This window comes from Hymenobacter sp. ISL-91, assembly GCF_018613725.1.
GTDB lineage: Bacteria > Bacteroidota > Bacteroidia > Cytophagales > Hymenobacteraceae > Hymenobacter.
In genome coordinates this window covers 13,380-33,062 of record NZ_JAGGPS010000023.1, presented here as the reverse complement: position 1 = coordinate 33,062, position 19,683 = coordinate 13,380, and the positions used below count along the sequence as shown (strand labels likewise).

21 protein-coding genes and 1 pseudogene are annotated in these 19,683 nt (G+C 55.9%); 12 read left to right on the top strand and 10 right to left on the bottom strand.

Annotated features, from left to right (window positions below; translation table 11 throughout):
- Window positions 1-23 precede the first annotated feature (23 nt).
- Window positions 24-167, top strand: a complete 144-nt coding sequence (locus tag J7E24_RS18005) for a transposase (RefSeq protein ID WP_410779731.1) — start codon at window positions 24-26, stop codon at window positions 165-167.
- Here J7E24_RS18005 and J7E24_RS10160 read toward each other — a convergent pair.
- Window positions 160-513 carry a hypothetical protein gene (locus tag J7E24_RS10160; protein ID WP_215137722.1) on the bottom strand — a complete coding sequence of 118 codons (354 nt, stop codon included), beginning with the start codon at window positions 511-513 and terminating at the stop codon, window positions 160-162. The genes J7E24_RS18005 and J7E24_RS10160 overlap by 8 nt on opposite strands.
- Before the next feature lie 25 nt (window positions 514-538).
- Window positions 539-949, bottom strand: a complete 411-nt coding sequence (locus J7E24_RS10155; RefSeq protein ID WP_215137721.1) for a DUF3427 domain-containing protein — start codon at window positions 947-949, stop codon at window positions 539-541.
- Between the two features lie 51 nt (window positions 950-1,000).
- Between J7E24_RS10155 and J7E24_RS18000 the strand changes: the two genes are divergently transcribed.
- The 4 genes and pseudogenes from J7E24_RS18000 to J7E24_RS10135 all read left to right on the top strand — a co-directional run.
- Window positions 1,001-1,279, top strand: a complete 279-nt coding sequence (locus tag J7E24_RS18000; protein ID WP_215137719.1) for a hypothetical protein — start codon at window positions 1,001-1,003, stop codon at window positions 1,277-1,279.
- 232 nt (window positions 1,280-1,511) lie between these two features.
- Complete coding sequence (locus tag J7E24_RS10145) at window positions 1,512-3,446, top strand: hypothetical protein (RefSeq protein ID WP_215137718.1); 1,935 nt, start codon at window positions 1,512-1,514, stop codon at window positions 3,444-3,446.
- Between the two features lie 12 nt (window positions 3,447-3,458).
- Window positions 3,459-4,490: a hypothetical protein gene (locus J7E24_RS10140; protein ID WP_215137716.1), complete on the top strand. Its 1,032-nt coding sequence runs from the start codon at window positions 3,459-3,461 to the stop codon at window positions 4,488-4,490.
- Between the two features lie 11 nt (window positions 4,491-4,501).
- Window positions 4,502-8,512, top strand: a pseudogene (locus J7E24_RS10135) (DEAD/DEAH box helicase); the annotation flags it as partial.
- A 390-nt stretch (window positions 8,513-8,902) separates the two neighbouring features.
- On the opposite strand, the gene J7E24_RS17995 reads toward J7E24_RS10135, so the two are convergent.
- Window positions 8,903-9,025 carry a hypothetical protein gene (locus J7E24_RS17995; protein WP_410779730.1) on the bottom strand — a complete coding sequence of 41 codons (123 nt, stop codon included), beginning with the start codon at window positions 9,023-9,025 and terminating at the stop codon, window positions 8,903-8,905.
- A gap of 1,613 nt (window positions 9,026-10,638) precedes the next feature.
- On the opposite strand from J7E24_RS17995, the gene J7E24_RS10130 reads away from it, so the two are divergent.
- Both J7E24_RS10130 and J7E24_RS10125 read left to right on the top strand, forming a co-directional pair.
- Window positions 10,639-11,499, top strand: coding sequence for a RecB family exonuclease (locus J7E24_RS10130; protein ID WP_215137713.1), 861 nt, complete (start codon window positions 10,639-10,641; stop codon window positions 11,497-11,499).
- A 99-nt stretch (window positions 11,500-11,598) separates the two neighbouring features.
- A complete protein-coding gene (locus tag J7E24_RS10125; RefSeq protein WP_215137711.1) occupies window positions 11,599-12,840 on the top strand; it encodes a DNA cytosine methyltransferase in 1,242 nt (413 codons plus the stop codon).
- 38 nt (window positions 12,841-12,878) lie between these two features.
- Here J7E24_RS10125 and J7E24_RS10120 read toward each other — a convergent pair whose 3' ends face one another.
- From J7E24_RS10120 to J7E24_RS10095, 6 genes are all read right to left on the bottom strand, one after another.
- Entirely contained in the window at window positions 12,879-13,535 is a 657-nt protein-coding gene (locus J7E24_RS10120; RefSeq protein WP_215137709.1) for a PD-(D/E)XK nuclease-like domain-containing protein, read from the bottom strand.
- Between the two features lie 19 nt (window positions 13,536-13,554).
- Entirely contained in the window at window positions 13,555-13,800 is a 246-nt protein-coding gene (locus tag J7E24_RS10115) for a hypothetical protein (protein ID WP_215137707.1), read from the bottom strand.
- Window positions 13,801-13,866: 66 nt separating this feature from the next.
- Window positions 13,867-14,577 (bottom strand): hypothetical protein, encoded by a 711-nt coding sequence (locus J7E24_RS10110; RefSeq protein ID WP_215137705.1) that lies wholly within the window; start codon window positions 14,575-14,577, stop codon window positions 13,867-13,869.
- Between the two features lie 68 nt (window positions 14,578-14,645).
- Entirely contained in the window at window positions 14,646-14,960 is a 315-nt protein-coding gene (locus tag J7E24_RS10105; protein ID WP_215137704.1) for a DUF3846 domain-containing protein, read from the bottom strand.
- 49 nt (window positions 14,961-15,009) lie between these two features.
- Window positions 15,010-15,336 (bottom strand): hypothetical protein, encoded by a 327-nt coding sequence (locus J7E24_RS10100; protein WP_215137702.1) that lies wholly within the window; start codon window positions 15,334-15,336, stop codon window positions 15,010-15,012.
- A complete protein-coding gene (locus J7E24_RS10095) occupies window positions 15,329-15,706 on the bottom strand; it encodes a hypothetical protein (protein WP_215137700.1) in 378 nt (125 codons plus the stop codon). The genes J7E24_RS10100 and J7E24_RS10095 overlap by 8 nt, the downstream gene beginning before the upstream one ends.
- 1,118 nt (window positions 15,707-16,824) lie before the next feature.
- Here J7E24_RS10095 and J7E24_RS10090 point away from each other — a divergent pair.
- The 4 genes from J7E24_RS10090 to J7E24_RS10075 all read left to right on the top strand — a co-directional run bounded on the left by J7E24_RS10090 (window position 16,825) and on the right by J7E24_RS10075 (window position 18,408).
- Entirely contained in the window at window positions 16,825-17,367 is a 543-nt protein-coding gene (locus J7E24_RS10090) for a M15 family metallopeptidase (RefSeq protein ID WP_251047137.1), read from the top strand.
- Window positions 17,354-17,797, top strand: coding sequence for a hypothetical protein (locus J7E24_RS10085; RefSeq protein ID WP_215137724.1), 444 nt, complete (start codon window positions 17,354-17,356; stop codon window positions 17,795-17,797). The genes J7E24_RS10090 and J7E24_RS10085 overlap by 14 nt, the downstream gene beginning before the upstream one ends.
- Before the next feature lie 116 nt (window positions 17,798-17,913).
- On the top strand, window positions 17,914-18,183 hold the full coding sequence (locus J7E24_RS10080) for a hypothetical protein (protein ID WP_317195639.1): 270 nt from the start codon (window positions 17,914-17,916) through the stop codon (window positions 18,181-18,183).
- A gap of 24 nt (window positions 18,184-18,207) precedes the next feature.
- Window positions 18,208-18,408 (top strand): hypothetical protein, encoded by a 201-nt coding sequence (locus J7E24_RS10075; protein ID WP_215137696.1) that lies wholly within the window; start codon window positions 18,208-18,210, stop codon window positions 18,406-18,408.
- Between the two features lie 78 nt (window positions 18,409-18,486).
- On the opposite strand, the gene J7E24_RS10070 is transcribed toward J7E24_RS10075, so the two are convergent.
- A complete protein-coding gene (locus tag J7E24_RS10070) occupies window positions 18,487-19,332 on the bottom strand; it encodes a DNA/RNA non-specific endonuclease (RefSeq protein WP_215137694.1) in 846 nt (281 codons plus the stop codon).
- 271 nt (window positions 19,333-19,603) lie between these two features.
- Here J7E24_RS10070 and J7E24_RS17990 point away from each other — a divergent pair, with 271 nt between their 5' ends.
- A complete protein-coding gene (locus tag J7E24_RS17990) occupies window positions 19,604-19,681 on the top strand; it encodes a M15 family metallopeptidase (protein ID WP_410779729.1) in 78 nt (25 codons plus the stop codon).
- The last annotated feature ends 2 nt before the right edge of the window (window positions 19,682-19,683 follow it).

Genomic DNA, 19,683 nt, shown 5'->3' with positions numbered 1-19,683 from the left:
CAAACACGCCTCATTTCGACCCCTTGGCCTATCGACAGCGACACCACATTGAGCAGACGTTCAGCAAGATAAAGCAATTTAGACGCTTAGCCACACGCTACGATAAGCTAGACCGCACGTTTGACTCCTTTATCTGTCTGCGAGTTATGACGCTTTACCTTAATTGAGAACAGCTCCTAGAATAAATTGCCAGCATTGCTCAGGCTGCTGTTCTTCGATGGTAGCCAGAACCCGGTTGAAGCTGTGGAGTAGTTTACTCATCTCTCCAATATCCATCCCCTGCTGAAGCAAACCGGGGAATTTCTCCAGACCGGTTTGGAAACGGCCGGCACGTTTCCGGCGGTCAACCGGGTTCAGGGCCGTTATTGCATCGTACTCCAGCTGTCCGAGAATCAGCAGTGTCATCATGACGCTGTATGCACCACAGGCGCCATCGGCAGAGCCTTGGCGTAAATGCACGGCCTGCAGGATGTTGTTCTGAACAGATACTGCACCAGCGGTGGTGAGAAGCACCTGAGAAATAAGTTGATACTGCATATTAGCCCAGGCGACTCAATATGAACGAAGCTGGCAGCCCACCACTATGACTCTGATAGTGGAATGGGCCTTGGTATCGAAAGCCTGATGCTGTAAATTCTTTTTTACTGCGGCGGAAGAATACCAACAACTCATGGCCATCACGCTCATGCTCAATTATAGGTTTATCAGTCCTGCCGCTAAGTTGGCCCTGCCACTGAAGCATATCCCCTTCCAGCCTATCATAGTATGGTGTGGCTGCTGCCGTTTTCTCTTCGGTGATGAAAAGCCAAATGGATTTTGAGCCTTTTGGACGGAACACACCAGTGTTAATTGTCGCATCCGATATATTGAATAGCTGCCGTAAGTCGTGTCTTGTATAAACTTGACCAGGGACCAAAACTTGCGATGTGTAGAGCGGAATCGAAGGCATGAATGGATATAAATGGTGGAATGGGGTTTAGCAGAGGCATGTTAGTGCAACATGGCCGACAAGATTACACCGCAGCGCCGCAGTTACAACATGTCGCGCATTCGAAGCAAGGATACTAGGCCTGAAATAACAGTGCGCAATTGGTTGCACAGCCAAGGGATGCAGTTTAGGGTACATCGTGACGATTTGCCTGGCAAGCCTGATATTGTGCTGCCCCGCTATCAAACGGTGGTGCTGGTACATAGGTGTTTCTGGTATGGTCACGAGGGTCTACCGTGTTTCAAGGTACCCTCATCTCACATAGACTGGTGGCAGAAAAAGACAGGGTGAAATAAAGTACGGGATTGGCAGCATCAACGATAGTTGGAACAACTAGGGTGGCGCGTGATAGTGTTATGAGAGTGCGGGTTACGAAAAGCGACTGAGCGTGAACAACGGCTTATTATGTTGACAAAAGACATTTTATATGACTACCCCGCAGACTCTGTGCTATTGGAGTAAGGAGAAAATTGGCTTTACTTAGCCTTGCGAAGCTCTATCAGCTATGCAGTAAGCTATTTATATGACTTATAACGACTGGAATAACCTGCTGGGTGACCGGCTTTTTAAAGCCAAGAGGGCTCAGCAGGAGGTGTTCCTGTTCCTAAACGCCGAGCAAGTGACTGAGGCCGGCCGAAATATGGCGGCTAAAGTGCCGGATGCGTTCGACTACGATGAAGAAGAAGGGGAGACGTTGACCGATGAAATTATCTGGCGAAGCTTCTTGACCTGCATGCGGAACGGCCCGCCGGGGTCCGGTAGCCGCGGGGTAGGCCTATTGCAGCGCGCATACAACTGTTATTCTAATTGGCAGCGGCTGTGTGAAGCAGGGGAAACCCTTGGCTCGCGTGTACTACGTCAAAGTGGAGAAGTATATCAGGTGCGTTATCCGGTGCACTTGTCCTATTTGCTGTTGTTTACAATGCCATTTGGAGGTGATGTTGAGCTGGCCAACACTAGAGGATACTACAAGTCCTTAAATAAATGGTTGCATGATAACGACTTGATTCCTACCAAAGCGCCGCTTAATACGCCTGATTTCAGCGCCCTAGGCGTGGGGAATGGGGCAGGGTGGCGAGCAATGTGGCAGAGCGTGGGAGCTTGGACTCTTGACGAGTGTAAAAGTCAGTTGGGGGAGGTTCATAATCGGGCAAATAACTGGCCTAACTGGCCGTATGTAGGCTGGCCATTGGCGCAGTGCTTGCTTCAGCCTGCCACCTTAAGCAGATTACCACTGTTTTTTGGGCGTTACAATCTACTGCCCGGCTCGACAGTGACGAATGAAAGACTGCGGGCCTTACTAATAGCGGACAATACTAGCGGCTTGGAATTGCCCCATGCCACCCGCCAGGAGCTACAGAAGGACAGTGAGTTGGGCCAGGCGGTTGTGGATATGGTTCAAAATGTATTCAGCCTCTGGACAGGTAGCACTAACCGGCGTGAACGTGTGCGCTATTCGTGGAACAGAACAGAGCAGGTGGAGCACCGCGGGAAGACTTACGCTAGCTTACTTCCCTTTCTACCCCTACACATCTGTGAAACTGAAGACTTGACTTGGTACTTCAGGTTACACATTAAAACAGCGCTACCAGAGGAACTGGTTTTGACGGGCCCCGGAGTAAAACAATTGGCTGTTCAGCCGGAAACTAATGAATGGTCGCAAGAAATACCCGGGATATTGGCCAGCAGCCAGGCTCAGATTTATCAAGACACTGTTAATGACTGGCAAGCTGTAGCACAACTGGGGGAAATCCAGGTGTTCATACCCGGAGGGAGGTATGGGTTCTACCAATATTGGGCGCCCATCAAGGCCTTGGAGCACGGAACAGAAATGCTACTCTTATGTCGAGAGAACAGGGCAGCTATGATTGAGCACTGGGGAAAAAACTTTGGCCCTTCGAATTTTGCAGACTGGTCACATTTTAACAACCTGCCCGCTGGATATTGTCTGTTTTGGTTAGCAGACTTGCCAGCTGATGCGGCAGGGCTGCCTGGGGTTGAAGCGGCAACTGAGTCACTTATTTCGGTAGAAGGTGGGCTAGATTTTGGTCACAGAACTTATTTGGACGAGTTGCCACCGTCTTTCCGAGTCATAAATGGGAAATCTAATTGGCGACTTGCGTTGATTTATGGCGATGGGGGTGAGTCATTGACTTTATTACCGGATGCAAAAGACAAGGGCTTGTGGCATTTGCCAGCTGGAGTCCGTGTAGGGTCCCGGTTTAGCATAGTTATAGAGGGGGAAGCCAACACTAACAACTTATCATACGGCCTTAAGTCGGGTGTGCTTCCAACCCATTGTACTGCTCCTTCGCGTGGGCGCTTTGGGCAGATAGTTGACCCACAGAATGCAGAAATTTATTACGATGGTAGCTGTCTGGGAGGCAATTCAGTGCTGTTGCACCAATTGCATCAGAGACAAACCGGCTACGTCTATCATTTTACTCCATCCTTATAGCACTGCCATTCATTGAACACTTCTACCTTAAGTAACGACACTCTTCTACACTACCTCACCACTGCCGGTAAGTTGGACAACCGGGCCTTCGGTGACGCTTTTCAAGCGTTACACGATAACCGTCGACGTACTGCAGCCAATCTCGACAACCACGTTGCACCTGATGTGGCTGACCGGCGTGCGTCAATGCGCCTGTACGGACAGTTGGGATTTGGTGACTACGATGCTGCACGTGGGATGCTGCGTGTTCAGCCACCAATAATGATGCTGTTACCTATTGCACAGGGTAAGGGCCGGCGGATGCTGTTAACTGGTGGGCGCACGCGGGAATTCCTAAACAAAATAAAGCGGGCAGCGCCGAGATTTAAGGTTAGCGTTGACGTGTGCGAACAGCACACAACCAATAGCCGCTTGCTTCTGCCAGACCGGGTTGAATTAACTTCAGGAGGTAATCACTCGGATGGATTTGGGTTAGTAAATCTTCGCCAGCTAGCGTTACACTGCGATATCAAGTTTTGCACCGATTTGTTGCAAGCTGGGCTGTTATCCTTTTCTGTCGGGCTTGAGGATTACCGGGGCTCTTTGCAGCCTTATACCGAGGAGCTACCAGATGGATGGAAGCAGACTTGGTTTGACCCCATGACTCTAAGCTGGCTGCCTGGACCTGGAAACAAGGATTTCGGACTCGTTGAATTCGAGTTTACTGTTTACAAAAAACAATGCTACCTATGGCAGGATGGGCAGGCTTATTCAGTTGACAAAAGCTGGGGCAGGTATCTGGTGCTAGCAAAAGCTGGGAAAAACATCTTGCTGCATAGTCAGAGCCAGCACTTGCTGGCGGTTCCTGCTTCGACCCCCTTTCCAGAGTTGGTTGCACGGGCAGCTGCTTTGCTCAGTGGATGTGCACCAGAGCGGCGAAAAATTGATGACGGCGGAGTTTTGCGGAGGTATAACATCTACCAAACGCCAGAGTCCTACACGATGCTTTACAACAAATTACCAGGCCTGCTGGGTCAAAAAATTATTAACGTAGCCTCCCTGTAACCCCTTCTACCATGACTGACCCGATAGGTTCATTTGATACCATTCGCGATAACTTCATTCGCTACGTTGAAACAGCATTCCGCACCAAATTCGACGCCGCAGGAGATATAGAGGACCAGCGTAATGACCTGCTCAACAAAGACAGGGTGCTCTACAGGCAGCCATGGGCTGAGCCATTACCAGAATACAAAAGCAGTAATAAGAATGTGGCGGCTCTGGAAGCTGCCAACTTGCCTGGCATGAACGCCGAACAGCAAAAGCTGTTCAAAGGCATGATACAGGCGGGGCTAATAGACAACCCTGAAATTGAGTTGTATGAGCACCAAGTAGTGATGCTGCGTGAAGCACTGCTTGACAAAAATTGTGTTATTACTTCAGGTACAGGTTCGGGGAAAACAGAGTCGTTTCTGTTGCCCTTATTAGCGCAGCTCACTAAAGAGTTTGCTAAGTGGAAAGCACCTGATACAATGTCCGACAGTGCAAAGAATTGGTGGTCGGGGCCGCATGAATTAACCAAGGACAGTGAGGTAGTTGATAAGAAGAGAACTTCCGGCAGCGGGTTGAAAAAGGCAGCGCAGCAGCGGGGCCATGAGGACCGGAAAGCTGCAGTGCGGGCTATGATTTTATACCCGATGAACGCACTGGTAGAGGACCAGATGACACGTTTGCGTCGGGCACTTGATTCTGAAGATGCGAGAACGTGGTTTAAAACAAATCTTGGTGGAAACCGCATTCACTTCGGCCGGTATACGGGGGCTACGCCAGTAGCTGGCGCGCTATTACAACCTGGTAAGAAAGATGGTGAGCTAAAAATCAAAACAGCCAAAGTACAGGAGTTACGTGAGCAATTGCAGCAAGTAAGCAGAGATGCTGAGGCCATTGCTAAGTTCATCAGCAGGCCTGAGAATGCAGATAGGAGCAAAGAGTTGACAGCTTTCTTTCCTCAATTGGATGGGGCTGAAATGCGAAGCCGCTTCGATATGCAAGATTCGCCCCCGGATATTCTTATTACTAACTATTCAATGCTCAGCGTAATGCTGATGCGAAACTTGGATAGCCCAATTTTTGAAAAGACTAAAGCGTGGCTACAAGATGATGAAAGCCACCTTTTTCATTTAGTTGTTGACGAACTCCACTTATACCGTGGCACGGCTGGGACCGAAGTATCTTATCTTCTCCGGTTGGTACTAGACCGGTTGGGTTTGAGCCCTACCCATCCGCAATTGCGCATTCTGGCTAGCAGTGCTTCCCTAGAAACGGAGGGAAAAGAGGGAGAGGCGAGCCGACAGTTTCTGGAGGATTTTTTCGGGGTCCCTCAACAGAAAGACGGCACTGAAGCATTTCGTATCATCAAGGGGCAAGAAATCGAAGTTGACCCTGTGGACGCTAACAGTGGCCCTTTGCCACTCACACCATTTATACAACTGGCTACAGCGTGGGGGGGCTCTATTAGTGCGCTAGATGTAGCTGCTGCAGATGCTGCAGTCGAGCTAAACAAGCACTGCAAACGGCCTTATACACCAATTGCTGCAGGCGCGGGATTAGCTGCGCTCGCCACAGTGTTATTCTCGGACGAACTTAAGTTGCGGGAGCGTCTTTATGCAGCCTGCAGAGTTAAAGACGAGGTAACAAAACGGGCCAAGATTAGAGCAGTGCCGGTATTGCCTGCTAATGATAAACTGGCACCTGGCTTTCAGCACTTAGGTGTTAGCATATTTGGCACAGGGCAGGACGCGAAGGAGCTACGGGCAGCTGTGCGCGGGTTATTTATTGCCCGGGGAGTGTTAGAAGATGCGGCATACAAAACGCCAGAAGTAAAAGCCGCAGAGAAAGCAGCCAAGTTGAAAAAAAGGGGGCTGCCACGTTTCCGTTTTCACTTCTTTTTCCGCAACATTGAAGGACTATGGGTAGGACTACCTGGGGACAAAGACCTAGAACCTGCCCCGAATGGCAAAATGGTGCGGAAGCCATTTGGTGAGCTGTTACCGCACACAAAATTGCGGACTGACAAAGGCCAGCATGTACTGGAAGGACTTTACTGTGATAGTTGCGGAACCGTATTCTATGGTGGAGCGCGACTTCACTGGAATGTGCCTGGTAATGGCGGTAAAGGAAACACGTTCCAAATGCTCTCTGTCAGCCCGGACATTGAAGGGATACCAGAAAAATCAGCCGAAACCCTAGTTGAGCGTAGGACCTATGCAGATTACGCGGTGTTTTGGCCAACTGGGGCTCAGGACTTTGTAAACCACGAACGGAGTAATGAAACCTGGCAGAAGGGTAAATGGACGCAACCAGGTGTCAAAAAGGATAAAACTGATAATGATTCGAAGTGGGTAAAGGCCCGCATTGAAAGTCGCACTGGCCGAGTGGAGGTTTTGGGTGATGCCACACCTGCGGCAACCGAAGGCAGTGGCCCGGACTGGATACCTGGCTGGGTCTTCTGCGCAGAATCCAAGGTGCCGGATGCTGGCCAGCATCTGCGCGCCATGCCGGCGGTGTGTCCGGGCTGTGGGGCTAACCATGAACTAGGAAAGCGTCGGATAAGCTCGGTTCGCGGATTCAGAACAGGTTTTGGGCAAACCAGCCAAACTTTCGCTAAGGAACTATTACTGCAGTTGCCTCCAGGTGCGGACAGCCGTAAGCTCGTAGTGTTCTCAGATAGCCGGGATGATGCGGCTCAAGTAGCTAATGGCATTGAGCGTAACCATTACGGCGACCTTCTAAGGGAGCTGCTAACTGGTTACCTACAGCAAGAGGTGCTGGGTGGCGCTACGCTTGTGCAGCAGATGAGAGCTGGGGCTTTAACTGATGAGCAAAAGAAGGCGCTGAAGGGGAGTAATGCTAGTTTATATGATGTAGTAGAAAGCCTGATAAAACGAGCTGCTGATATAAATAGTACCAACAAGGTTGACCGCAAGGCGGCTGAAAAGGCACAAATGGAGCTGGATGCGTTTAGTCAGCGGACAGTAGCCATCCGTTCTTTAACTGAAGGCCTTGATGACGAAGGAGGAGGCGCTTTGCTGCACCTGTTTCTAAAAGCGGGTGTCAATCCTGGAGGTAATGACTTGAAGGTTCAATACCTGGATGGACAAGACCGTCAGAAGCCCTGGTATCGTGGAGTAAGCTACGACGACCCCGAACAGCCCATTTGGAATGGGACTAATTTGGGCTTTGCGGATGACATAAGCAAAGGGCTAAGCGACCGGTTGGCTGAGCTGCTATTCCGCCGACTGTTTTATTCGCTTGAAGCGTCTGGCTTGGGAACTGCAGTGGTGCGTCCTGTACCGGCTGCGTTGCACGGATTGCCTAGTCCTCTGCACAAAGTTGTTGATGAGCTTCTTAGCGCTGTCGTACGCATTCTAGGTGACAAATACCGCTATACTACCAGCGAGTACAAGAGTGAAAATGCGTTGCAGCAGCCGGATAATTTCCCGGGTGCGGTGAAGAAATACTTGAAACAGGTAGCTATTGTGCATTGTGGGGACGAGACAGAGTGGAAAGCAATAGGTGACTGGGTGCGCAAGCAACTGAGGACAGCAGTAAATGGCCAGTTTCCAATAGATGAATTCGGAAATGTGGAGGTGAACAATCTGTGGCTGCGGGCTGCTGCTGGCACTGACCCCGTGTGGGAATGCAAAAAGTGTCACCGTCGGCACTTGCACCGTGCGGCAGGCGTCTGCACAGGCTGCAGGACGCCACTGGAGCAAAAACCGCAGAAAGAGTGCAAGGACTTGTGGGAGAAAAACTACCTGGCCTATCATGCGGCACTGCACCCTCGGGCAGCAATTAGATTGCACTGCGAGGAGCTAACAGGACAGACGGACAATCAATTTGAGCGGCAGCGGCATTTCCGCAACGTGATTTTGGAGGAGGAGGGCCCTGACCTGGTGCGGCAGATAGACTTGTTAAGTGTGACTACAACCCTGGAGGTTGGAGTAGATATTGGGGCATTGCAAGCTGTGATGCTAGCAAACATGCCTCCGCAACGCTTTAATTACCAGCAGCGTGTGGGCCGGGCGGGTCGCCGAGGGCAAGCCTATTCAGTAGCATTTACGTTTTGCCGCGGCCGCAGCCACGACGAATTTTACTTTGCCAATCCGCACAAGATTACAGGCGATGATGCACCAACGCCATTTTTGGCTGTAAATCAGGCTAGAATTCTAAAGCGAGTGTTGGCTAAAGCTGCTTTGCGCCAAGCTTTCAGTGAAGCAGGTGCTGTTAAAGGGGAGGTCCACGGTGAGTTCGGCACCGAAGAGGATTGGCTACCTAAATACTATAAAGGGGTTAAGAGCTGGTTAGAGGAAGATGGAAGGACATGGGCAGAGGACATCCTTGAGGTAATGACCGGTCCTAAAAACAGTGAGCTTATACCCGAGCTAGTTGATTGGGTGGCCGACACCGAAAAAGGGCTACTGGCAGAGGTAGTGCGTGTAATGAAGGGCACGACACCAGGTAGTGATACTGGCGATAAGCTTGCTCAGGGAGGAGTGTTGCCTATGTTTGGAATGCCCACCACGGTGCGCAACCTGCATTTGGGGGCACGCCGCCAGGGGGGTAAATGGCAGTTTCCTATTATTGATAGGCAACTAGATATGGCCATTTATGAGTTTGCGCCAGGGGCACAGAAACTGAAGGATAAATTCTATTATACAGCCAACGGTTTTACTTCCGAACTTAAAACGAAGCGAAAAAGCAACGCGATGGTTGTTGCGAACCGGGATGAACATCCCTTCACGCTGCGTCGGTGGATGCGAACTTGTCCAGTTTGCCGTTCAACTGAGACTATTCACCGTGATAACCCTGCACAACCCGAGCTGCCACCTGACCCTAAGTGTGGAAAGTGCGGTGAGATACTCGAAGCTGCGGGAGGCGAAGAGGTTAGTCCTCATATTTTTGAGATTGTTTCTCCGCGTGCCTTCCGTACCAATTATAGCGCGGGTAAAGATGAGCGGGCTGATTCTGACTCACATGCCCAACGTCCTCCGCTTTTGACAGAGCATGGCGAAGACAGCAAGGACGATACCCCCCTTGATTTAGGTAGTGGTAAGGCAGTGCTATCGGATGCCGATATTGCTTGGCGCCTAAACAAAGGACCCCGTGAAGCGTTGTTCGGCGGTAGTTTAAAGGATAGTTACGTTGAGCGCGAGCTTCCAGGGGCGAAGCCGACATGGACTACAAAACAGTGGATTGCGGACGAGGCAGGAACTGACCGTGTAGCACTCGCCGCAAACAAAAAGACTGAGATTCTGCGACTGCATCCATCAAGTGTATCGCTGGGACTGAACCTGGATATGGAACGAGCCAATGGTTCGCTAAAGGATGGGGTTAAGGCTGCCTATTATGCCGCTGCTTTCCTCCTGCAGCGCTCTATTGCTGATAAGCTGGATATTGAGCCGGAAGAAATTGAAATTGGCGGTATTACGCAAGTATCACTGGCCGATGTGAAGCGTGAAGGCCGAATGGTAGGGCAGTTGGTTCTAAGCGATGCTCTGCCTAATGGTTCTGGATTTGTGCGGCGGTTATTTAATAGCCTTGACCCGGAAGGGGAGGATTTGATGGCTGATATTTTAGGGGCTGCACAGGTCGATACATACTTGGGCAATATCCATAGCACCGCGCACCGTGAGGCGTGCAAAAGTGCCTGCTATAATTGCTTGATGGGCTACCGTAACATGAGCTACCATGCGCTGCTAGACTGGCGGCTGGCGGTGGCACTACTGCGGGTAATGCATGAACCAGGTTATCAGGTGGGGACCGATGGAAAGTTTGATACCCCTGAACTAGAAGGCTGGCTAAGTACTGCAAAGGAGCTGTTAAGCGAAATGGGTACTAGTTTCTTTGCTACGCCGGGTGCTTTGGCTGAGGTACAGGAACTAACGGCAAAGGGTGTCGCCTTGCCAGTACTTGCATGGGGGCCAAATAAGAAGAACTTGGCGCTAGTCGTACATCCTTTCTGGGACCTGGAGCGGTCGGAGGAGAAGAGCTGGTTAACTGAAATATTGGCATTAGCTCAGCGGCAAGCGCTAGCAAATGGCGGACAGGTACAGTTTCTCGACTCCTTCAACTTAGCCCGCCGGATGGGCAAGTGTTATGAATGGCTGCGTGGCAAGAACAAGGCTGGGAGCATCTATAACCAGCTCACGTAATGGCTGTCGTTGTCGAGCCATTGGTAACGCTTTCGCCGAGCCAGTATGGGCGGCTGCTACGTTGCCCGTATCAGGTGCTGCTTGAAAAGTCCGCTGAAGGGAAAGCCATCCAGGCATTGCCTGGCCGGGGGGCTGGCGGCGCCGGTCCCATAGGCACAATCATTCATGGGGTATTGGAACAAGCAAACCTCACCGGAATCATGGACGAGGCTGGCTTTGAGGCAGCATGGCAACAGCAATTAGTGGCGCAGGAAGCTCAACTGGTAAAAAAACATCAGGAGCACCTTGTACCTCTAGCATACAGAGCACGCAACTATGCTGTCAGAAAATTGCTGCTGCAGTGGCTTATAGTCGGCAAAAAGCCAACTTTAAGAGATGGTGAATCCGCGGGTTCTCCGGTGGGCGCTGAGAAAAAATTGACTGACAGCACTGGGGTAGTCAGTGGAACGGCTGACCTAATCCGGCGCCAGTCTACAGGGGATTTAGAGGTACTTGATTACAAGACCGGCGGCATCATGGAGGCGGCTGTCAGCGAAACCAGTGCGCCCCAAGTGAAGCAGGGGTACGTGCTGCAACTACGGCTCTATGCAGCTTTGCTACATGAGCAGGCTGGAGAGTGGCCTACGCGGTTGGTAATTGCTGATTTGGCTGGGGGCGAACATGAGGTGTCCTTCACGCGAGAGCAGTGCACAGAGGTGCTCGAATCAGCCCTCGGTTTGCACAAGCAGGTAAATCTTGCAGTGATAGACGGTAAAGCTAATGAACTTGCCAAGCCAGCGGCTGATGTATGTCCGCTATGTGCCATGCGTCCTCTTTGTGAGCCTTACGCCGAATGGTTGATTGGACAAAATGGCGCGTAAAATACCAGGCGCGAGGCTTTACAATCAATGTCGGCACCCGTACTTTTACCTTAATAAGGACATTGTAGCAAAGCTGCGCTACGCTACTTCTACCCATCCATGGTTGCTATTCCCGAACTAACAACAGTTGCTCAGCAAGTTCCCTTGCTGTCTTTCTTCACAGGAGGCGGCCTGCTGGATATGGGTTTCGAGGAGGCCGGCTTTCCCGTGGTTTGGACAAATGAGGTTGACCCTGCTTTTGCCTCACTTTATTCAGCCGGAATAACTTCCTGGCGTAAGCATAAGAATCCAGCCGCTAAGCTAACTCAGATATCGCACGTCGGGAGCATGCGGGACATCGACGATGATGGCCTTATTAAGCAAGTATTCCCCAAAGGCACGCCCAAATACTTCGGAATAATAGGTGGGCCTCCATGCCAAGATTTTAGCATTGCCGGCAAGCGAGTGGGGATTGAAGGGGACCGTGGCAGCCTAAGCCACGACTATTGCCTACGAATTGACCACATGCAGCCGACGTTTTTCATTTTTGAGAACGTGGCGGGACTGCTGCAGAAAAAGCACAAGGCTGAGTTCGATAAAATGCGGGAGTTTCTAAGTCAGCGTTATTTGACCGACTTTGCCCGGTTGAACTCATTAGATTACGGGGTACCTCAGAGCCGGGAGCGGTTGTTTATGATTGGTATCCGGCGTGACCTAATAAAGGCTCCAGTGGCTGGACTTGGTCTTTTCCTGCCACATGTGCCTAAAACCGGGTGGGCTGAATGGCATAAGGAGTACACGCATGCTAATGCGCGTACTGCTTATCAGTGGCCTACTTCAGAACCGCTAGGGACTACTCCAGAAGCGCCCACCTGCCAGAAACAACTGGACTTGTGCGTGAATAAGTGCCTGGTGCCCGAGGCAGAGGAAGCGATTGTAGCTAATGCGAAAGACCGGTTCAATCTGTTTTCCAAAAAGCCAATGGCAACGCCAGAAGGTCTGGTCTCCAACCGTTCTTTTAAGAAGCTGCATCGTTACAGATACAGCCCAACAGCCTGCTACGGTAACAATGAGGTGCATTTGCACCCTTGGGAAAACAAAAGGTTGTCGGTCCGGGAGGTGCTTAGAATTCAAGGTGTAGCAGATAGCTACGTATTGCCCGAAGGAGCTCCCCTAAGTGCTAAATTCAAGATGATTGGTAACGGTGTGCCTGTTCCACTGGCAAATGGAGTAGCCAGAACCGTTGTGCGGTTACTACATGACTACTGCGGGTTAGGCGTTGAGACACCCATGGCCACGATGCAAAAACGGCGAGTTGTTGCTACAACAGCACTACCGATGAGGCCCGTAGCTGTTTGCTAAGTGAATATAATATCACTCCTGAATCCGTAATGCGGGCATTATAACTTGCTGCTTACAATAGTAGCCTGTCGAGTACGCTGACGCATCAATGCTGAATATTTCTTACGTCCCTGCTCAATGAAGCCGGGCGCGGCGGTGGCGTCGAAAAGCCAGACCGCATGCGGGACCTTCTTCTGCACACCGATAATAAGGAAGCGGTCGGCCTGCAGCGCATCGAGGTAGAAGGCGGCCTGGCGGTCGTAGTCGTACTGCTCAATGGTGGCCAGAAACTGCGCCTCGTCGCGGCAGCTGGTAGTTTTGAAGTCAATCAGGGTAAGGCGGCGGCCGGCGGGGCTGCGGACGAGTAGGTCAGGGCGCACTTTCACTAACAGGCCGGTTTCGGTGTGCGTGGCGGTATGGGTGAGCTCAGGGATGCCACGATATAGCAGGTCGCGACAGTAGCGTTGGCGGCGTACCTGGCGGGCCAGAGCTTCGAGCTGCCCCCATGGGCAACGGTCGGCGGTGCGGGCGTAGGTGGCTGGCTCCAGAGTGGCGGCGTGGAAGGCCGTGCCGTAGGCCAGGGCCTGAGGGTTAGGGGCGCGGAGCTGGCCCAGCACCTGCGCTTTCAGATTGGAGAGGTCGGTATTACTGATGGCCGGCAGGGCGCGGTGCTGCTCCTGGGTGAGGCCGGGGTGGGCTTGCAGATTATGGAACATGGCAGTATGTCAAATAGGGTTAGCGGATGATGGCCAGGCGCTGTGAGTCACTGACCCGATGCAGCCAGACGTGGGCGCCGCCACAGCCGACCAGATAGGCGGGCCCGGGGAAGAGCCGGCGTACATCGGGGGCCAGGTCGCGCAGGTCGGGCCGGGGTTGGGCAGTGGCCAGCGTTTCGGTGAGCCTGGCCAGTAAGGCAGCCTCGGCTTCGTCGTGGGGTGGCTGCTCGATGAGCAGCCGGGGCGGGGCGGTGGTGGTATCCATAATGGAAGTGAGAAAGTGAACGGGTAGCCGGATGGCCCCCACGGCTGGTACCGCGGGGGCCGGGCACTAGGCGGCCTGAGGCAGGACAGCGGGCTCCGGGCTGCCGGGGGTGCTATTGACTGCCGCCGACGTATCCCCGCCGGGCACGGTGTAGCCGTGCTGAATCCGCATGTCGGCCGCGCCGGTGTAGGTTTCAGCCCGCCAGATAGGGAAGTCCTGGGCGAAGTCGCGGCGGGCTACTACCTCGGATAGCTCGGCGGGCTCGTAGCTGAACTCGGCCAGATAGTAGGTGGCCTTTTTGCCCTCCTTGGTCGTTTCCTTCTTCACGGCCCGCACATGGACCACTACATCGGCCAGCGTGAGCTCGTCGTAGAACAGCGGCTCGATGAGACGATACAGGTTCTCGACGCTGTAGCCATGGAAGAGTACGGCGCATACGGCGCCCTTATCATCGGCGTAGAACAGCTCGGCCCAGAGCTTGCGGCCCATGTTGAGGATGTCGTCGGAGAAGATGCGCCAAGCCAAGGGAATGAAGCTGAGCGCGGGGCCCAGCTGGGTCTGGCCGTTGATGTTGAACTGGCCGGCCTTGGCATCGAAACGAATCTGGCGGGGGTGGCCGGGCAGGTACCGGAAGCGGCTGTTTTCGGTCAGCTCGCCGGTGGCCTCGTCGAGCGTGGCCGTCAGGTAGGCACGGCTCGGGGCCGGCGTGGTGGTAAGGGCGGCTACGGCGGTGGACGTAACGGCAGGGGCTTTGGAGGTTTTGGTGGCGGTTGCCATAATGCAGAGGGTAAGAGGGTGAGAAAAAGCGGGGCCCGTTGGCGGCCGGCCCCGACGCCGTAAGTGGGCTATTTAAATTGCTTATCGTGACAGAGCAGGGCGCGGCCGACGATGGAATCCTGGCCGCGGGCGGCGGGCTGATACTTGTACCAGAGGTAGGTAGCCAGCAGGTTGAGGTAGGCGGGGTTGCGGAACTTGCCTTCCTCGTCGATGATGAGGATGAGCTCGTCCGAGAGGCGCACGACTTCGACGGTCCGGCAGTCGAGCAATTGGTATAGCTCGGCCAGCCGGAAGCTGCGGCCGTTGGCGGGGCTGGTGGGCTGCGGGCTGGCGCTGTGCGGGTCGAGCAGCTGGGGCTGATAAGTGGTAGCGGTGGCAGGCATAGTAGTGGGGAGTTATGGCCCGCGCCGCCGAGGGGGCGCGGGCCGGTGGCTACTGATTGAGAGTTGAGGCGGCGGCCAGCGCGGCACAGGCGGCCAGCAGCGGCTGCATGAAGGGTTCGGCGAATAGCGGCCGGGCGTACAGGGCCTCGGCGCGGGCCTGCAGGGCCGCCAGCTTATTGAGGAACTGTGCCTGCTGGTGGGCAGCCTCGCCGGTATGGTAGCGGGCCACGGCGGTTTGCTGGTAGCAGCTGCCGCCCGGCTCGCGCTGCTCGCGCACTACGGCCCAGCCGGGGGCCACGGCATACAGGGCCACGGCCCGGTAGTAGCAGCCCGCCCCGACCGGGGCGGGCGCTACGGAAGTGGGCAGGCTATGCACGGCGCGAACCGGAAACGACGGGCCGGTGGCGGCGGGCGCGGGCGGCAAAGCCGGACCGGGGCAGCGGGGCGCCAGAGAAGGCAGCGGCCGCCTTGCGAAGGGCCCGGGCGGCGTGAACGACCACCAGCGCGGCCGTGAGGCTGGGGTGGGGCTGGACTGCGACGAAGGTGCGCACGGCGGCGGCTACGGCCTCGAAGGGGCACAGCGCCTGCCCCAGGTGGCAAAGCCCGGCTACGTGGTAGGAAACGGAATACTGGGTGCGGGCGAAGCCATCCGGAGCGAGGTAGTGGCTGATGGTGGCGAAGTGCGAGGCGGCGGGGCCGGCCCACGCGGCAGCGGCAAGCTGCGAGAGTTGCAAAGCAGTGAACATGGCTGTAGTTGTTAGCCGTGGGTGCCCCGCGCCGTAGGCCTCCGGATAGGGCGGGCAGCCGGGCCTTTCCCGACTTACTACCCTAATATACAAACTAAATGATTATAAATCTAACAAAGTGTAACATATGATTGTGCAAAATTCGGGCATTCAAATGGCCGGGGTAACTACCTAAAGTGCAATTCGTTGCAGGGCATGACCGGGTGTGGCCGACTGAACAAGACCTTGATGCCTTTTCAGCCGGGGTTTGGGGGCGGCCAGCCCCCAATGGACACCCGGCGGAGCCGGCCTTATGAGGGAGTAGCGGCCGACCAGCGGGAGGTGGCGGAGCCCGAGGTTGATGACCGGGCGTCAGCCGGGGCATGATGGCGGGGGTTTGGGGTACTCCCCAATGAGACTATCCGCGAAGCGGGCCTTATTATTTGGCCTGCGTGGCCTGAACGCAGACTTTACCGGCAGGGGGCAGGCTTTTTCTGCCTGTGGCCTGCGGCCTAATCAGGGGGGTGCGGACGGGTGGCGCGGGGCCTTTTTGGGGGCCCGGGCGGCCCGGCAGCGGTGCGGTGGGTGGGCGTTGGGGTGTTTCCGGGGGTGCCGGAGATGCTTTAGAATCGGTGCGGTGGGGAGAGGGGCGGGCCGACGCGGCAATGACCGGAATGACCAGAGCAGAGCAAGCGGAGGGCATGAGGAGCGCAGGTACGAAGCGACGAATGGCCATAGCGTAGCGTTGCGGCGGGAGAGCAGGGAATGAACGCGGCGGCCGGGCCCGGAGCGGCTGGCTGGGGTGGGGCCGGCGCGCTGCCTGGCGCGGGTGGGGTTTGCGGGGGGCAGGCCGGGCTGCGCGCCGGCGGTGCGGTGGGCTGGCGTCAGGGCTGGAATTGGGGAGCTTCACTCGGTAGAAACCGAATCGGGGCAGCGGGGGCCGCAACAGGGATAGGAGCCAAGCCGACCAGAGGGAGGCTGCCCGCAGGGCCGGAGCGAAGCGGAGTGGCGGATAGCCCGGCCCGAAGGGGTTGCCCAAAATAATTCAATCAGACTGCAATGTTGGGCCATTGGAATATGTTGCAAATTGTAACGTAAATTAGCATCGAAGCTAACCATTGTAACAAACCACTACTGCCATGACCAGCACCAGCAACATCGGAACACCAGACCACCTTTTAGCCCCGGCTGCTTCGGGTGTAGTGGCCGGGCGGCAGCGGACGGTACCAGTGCTGAGTGCGGCGCAGGAGCGTCGGCAGGCGGTCCGGCTGGAGCAGGCGGTGCCGAGCCTGGCCGCGGCCTATTCGCAAGCCCTGGCCCGGTGGCTGGGCGACCCGGTGCTGCGGCTGGCGGGACGGCCCATCATTACGGAGTGCTACCGGAGTCCGGAGCGGCAGAACGAGCTCTATACCCAGGGGCGTGGCAAGCCGGGTCCGGTGGTGACCTACAAGCGGGGCGGGGAGTCGAAGCATAACCTGGGCCCTCCTACCCCGGCGCTGGACGTGGCGTTTCAGCTGGCCGACGGGTCGGTGTCGTGGTCGGGGCTGCTGCTGAGCAAGTTTGCCCGGCTGATGAAGTACGCCGATGCCCGGGTGGTGTGGGGCGGCGACTGGCCCTCGTTTAAGGACCGGCCGCACTTTGAGGTACTGACGGGGTGGAAGGGAGGTGATGGACGTGGGTAATCTACTTGACAACTGGGGCGTGGTGACGTCGGTGGTGGGCGGGGCGGTGGCGGTGCTGCTGTACTTCGTGAAGAACTGGCGGGCGGTGGAGGAGTTGAAGGTGGCTTACCAGAAGCAGGAGCAGCAGGCGGCGGCGCTGGCCGTTAAGGTGGACGACTACCACATTTCGGCGGTGGCGCGGGAGGGCAAGCTGCGCGAGGAAATGAAGCTGCAGGCCGAGCAGGTACGCAACGAGGGCCTGCAGCAGCGGGCCGAACTGCGGCGGGAGATGAGCGACCTGGTGCTCAAGCTCACCGAGCGGCTGGCCCATATCGACAAGACCATGGCCCTAGTGGAGGAGCGCACCAAGGTACTGACCGAGGCCAGCAAGGAGCAGGACTCGCGCAACCAGTGGGCGGACCGGATTCTGGCCCGGCTGGACAAGGAATGAGTTGTCGGGGGGTAGTTGGCAGTTGCCAGTGGCTGCTTCCCCGACCGGTACTAACAACTGACAACTACTCACTAACAGCTACTACGATGAACCAGAAACTGAGTGTACTTGACCGGGTGACGTTGCCGACGCCCCGGTTCTTTCGGAAGGTGCGCACGATTGGGGCCGCCCTGGCGGCGGTGGGCGGCATTATTGCCACGGCGCCGGTGGCGTTGCCGGCGGCGCTGGTGACGCTGGGCGGCTACCTGCTGCTGGCTGGCAGCGTGGCCGCGGCGGTATCGTCGGCGGCAGTGGACCCGAACGGGGACCTGCGGCGGGGGCAGGATGAGTCCGCGGCTGCTGACAGGCAGCGGGTGGTGGAGCGCGGAGACGCGGCTTCACTTTAATGTTCCACTTACACTTTTCGTCAAATGGCAACTAACCCTCCTACCGGCGACAACGCCCGCAAAGGGGCCGTGCGTAAACGGTCGCAGACTTTCAACCCGGTTACGAAGCAGTACGTGAAGCGTGATGCGGAAACGGGGCGCTTTATAGATGTGAAGGAAGATGGTAAGCCCTTCAAGGGGGTGCGGCGCGAAAGGAAGCGCAGGCCGCCGGAGCCGGGCGCATAAAGCCGACGACGCGAAACGACAACGGCCACCCGATTGGGTGGCCGTTGTCGTTTGAAGCTGTGAATAGAGACTGACGAATCAGTTAGTGGCGCCGTCATCCACCCGGGCCTCCAGTACCTGCTGCACCGCATCGGGAACGGCCGAGAGCAGGTCCAGGCCGGTGGCGGCTTCGATGGCGTCAACGCTGGTGCGGTACTGGCCCCAGTCGGTGCTGAGTGCGTTGTCGTTGGGCGTGTCGATGGCGATGACGCGGGTGCTGGTGCTGACGCGGGTGGCGTCCTTGTCGCCGGTGGGCAAAACAACAACCACTTTCCAAAGGCGGGCGGGGACGGTTACGCGGCCCTGGTCGAGGGTGGTCTGGAAACCGTTGGAGCCGGTACCACCTTTTCCGTAGGAGCCGCAGATGATGTAGACCTCATTGCCGGCGCTGAGGAAGGTGCGGGTGTAGTTTTCGAGGTTGGCCCAGGTCTGCTGGTTGTTGCGCGGGGCCTGGGGGACCATGTTGCTCATCAGGAAGGTGGCCGAGTTGTCGGGCAAGGTGCTGGTGCGGTCGGCGCTGGGACACTGGTGGCCGCGGTCGAAACCGGAGCCCGTGTAGCTGCTGGACTGGACCTGGTACCAGCCGGCGGGCAGGGTGTTATCAGCCCGGAAGTCGTCCTGGCGGGCAGCGGGGCCGCGCCAGGTGGCGTCGAGGTGCCAGCTAACCCAGGTGGGAATGCCCCGGTCGCGGTGGTAGCTGAGGGCGTACTGGGACTTGCTGAGCAGGTAGTTGGTGGGCTGATTGACGTCGGGAGTGGCCCCGCTGGGATTGCCAAGGACTAAGTGTACGGTTAGCGTTGGGGCGGCCGGAGCAGGGTCGTCGTTGGTGGAACAGGCGGTGGCGAAGGCCAAGGCGGCGATGAGGGCGTAACGGAATGCGAACATGGAGCAAAGGTAGCCTCAGGGCCGATGGCTGGGCTACGCAGTTTTACGTTTGGTGGAGCTGCTCATCATGACGGAGTGCTACCGCAGCCCTGAGCGGCAGCAGAAACTGTGCGCGTAGGGGCGCACCCGGCCGGGGCTCATCGTGACGTACAAGCGAGGGGGACAATCGAACCACAACCTCTCCCCTACTTCGGCGCTGAATATAGCCTTGGTGCTGGCGGATGGGTCGGTGTCGTGGCCGGGGCTGCTGCTGAGCTAGTTTGCCCGGCTCATGAAAGTGGCCGATGCGCGGGTGCATTGGGGCGGCGACTGGGCCAGGTTCCGAGACCGGCCGCACTTTGAGGTGTAACC

Excerpts from the sequence above, each read along its gene's own strand:
- J7E24_RS10155 (WP_215137721.1), bottom strand. The coding sequence starts at position 949 with ATGCCTTCGATTCCGCTCTACACATCGCAAGTTTTGGTCCCTGGTCAA.
- J7E24_RS18000 (WP_215137719.1), top strand. The coding sequence starts at position 1,001 with ATGGCCGACAAGATTACACCGCAGCGCCGCAGTTACAACATGTCGCGC.
- J7E24_RS10145 (WP_215137718.1), top strand. The coding sequence starts at position 1,512 with ATGACTTATAACGACTGGAATAACCTGCTGGGTGACCGGCTTTTTAAA.
- J7E24_RS17995 (WP_410779730.1), bottom strand. The coding sequence starts at position 9,025 with ATGCAGGTTGCGCACCGTGGTGGGCATTCCAAACATAGGCAACACTCC.
- J7E24_RS10130 (WP_215137713.1), top strand. The coding sequence starts at position 10,639 with ATGGCTGTCGTTGTCGAGCCATTGGTAACGCTTTCGCCGAGCCAGTAT.
- J7E24_RS10125 (WP_215137711.1), top strand. The coding sequence starts at position 11,599 with ATGGTTGCTATTCCCGAACTAACAACAGTTGCTCAGCAAGTTCCCTTG.
- J7E24_RS10120 (WP_215137709.1), bottom strand. The coding sequence starts at position 13,535 with ATGTTCCATAATCTGCAAGCCCACCCCGGCCTCACCCAGGAGCAGCAC.
- J7E24_RS10115 (WP_215137707.1), bottom strand. The coding sequence starts at position 13,800 with ATGGATACCACCACCGCCCCGCCCCGGCTGCTCATCGAGCAGCCACCC.
- J7E24_RS10110 (WP_215137705.1), bottom strand. The coding sequence starts at position 14,577 with ATGGCAACCGCCACCAAAACCTCCAAAGCCCCTGCCGTTACGTCCACC.
- J7E24_RS10105 (WP_215137704.1), bottom strand. The coding sequence starts at position 14,960 with ATGCCTGCCACCGCTACCACTTATCAGCCCCAGCTGCTCGACCCGCAC.
- J7E24_RS10095 (WP_215137700.1), bottom strand. The coding sequence starts at position 15,706 with ATGTTCACTGCTTTGCAACTCTCGCAGCTTGCCGCTGCCGCGTGGGCC.
- J7E24_RS10090 (WP_251047137.1), top strand. The coding sequence starts at position 16,825 with ATGACCAGCACCAGCAACATCGGAACACCAGACCACCTTTTAGCCCCG.
- J7E24_RS10085 (WP_215137724.1), top strand. The coding sequence starts at position 17,354 with ATGGACGTGGGTAATCTACTTGACAACTGGGGCGTGGTGACGTCGGTG.
- J7E24_RS10075 (WP_215137696.1), top strand. The coding sequence starts at position 18,208 with ATGGCAACTAACCCTCCTACCGGCGACAACGCCCGCAAAGGGGCCGTG.
- J7E24_RS10070 (WP_215137694.1), bottom strand. The coding sequence starts at position 19,332 with ATGTTCGCATTCCGTTACGCCCTCATCGCCGCCTTGGCCTTCGCCACC.
- J7E24_RS17990 (WP_410779729.1), top strand. The coding sequence starts at position 19,604 with ATGAAAGTGGCCGATGCGCGGGTGCATTGGGGCGGCGACTGGGCCAGG.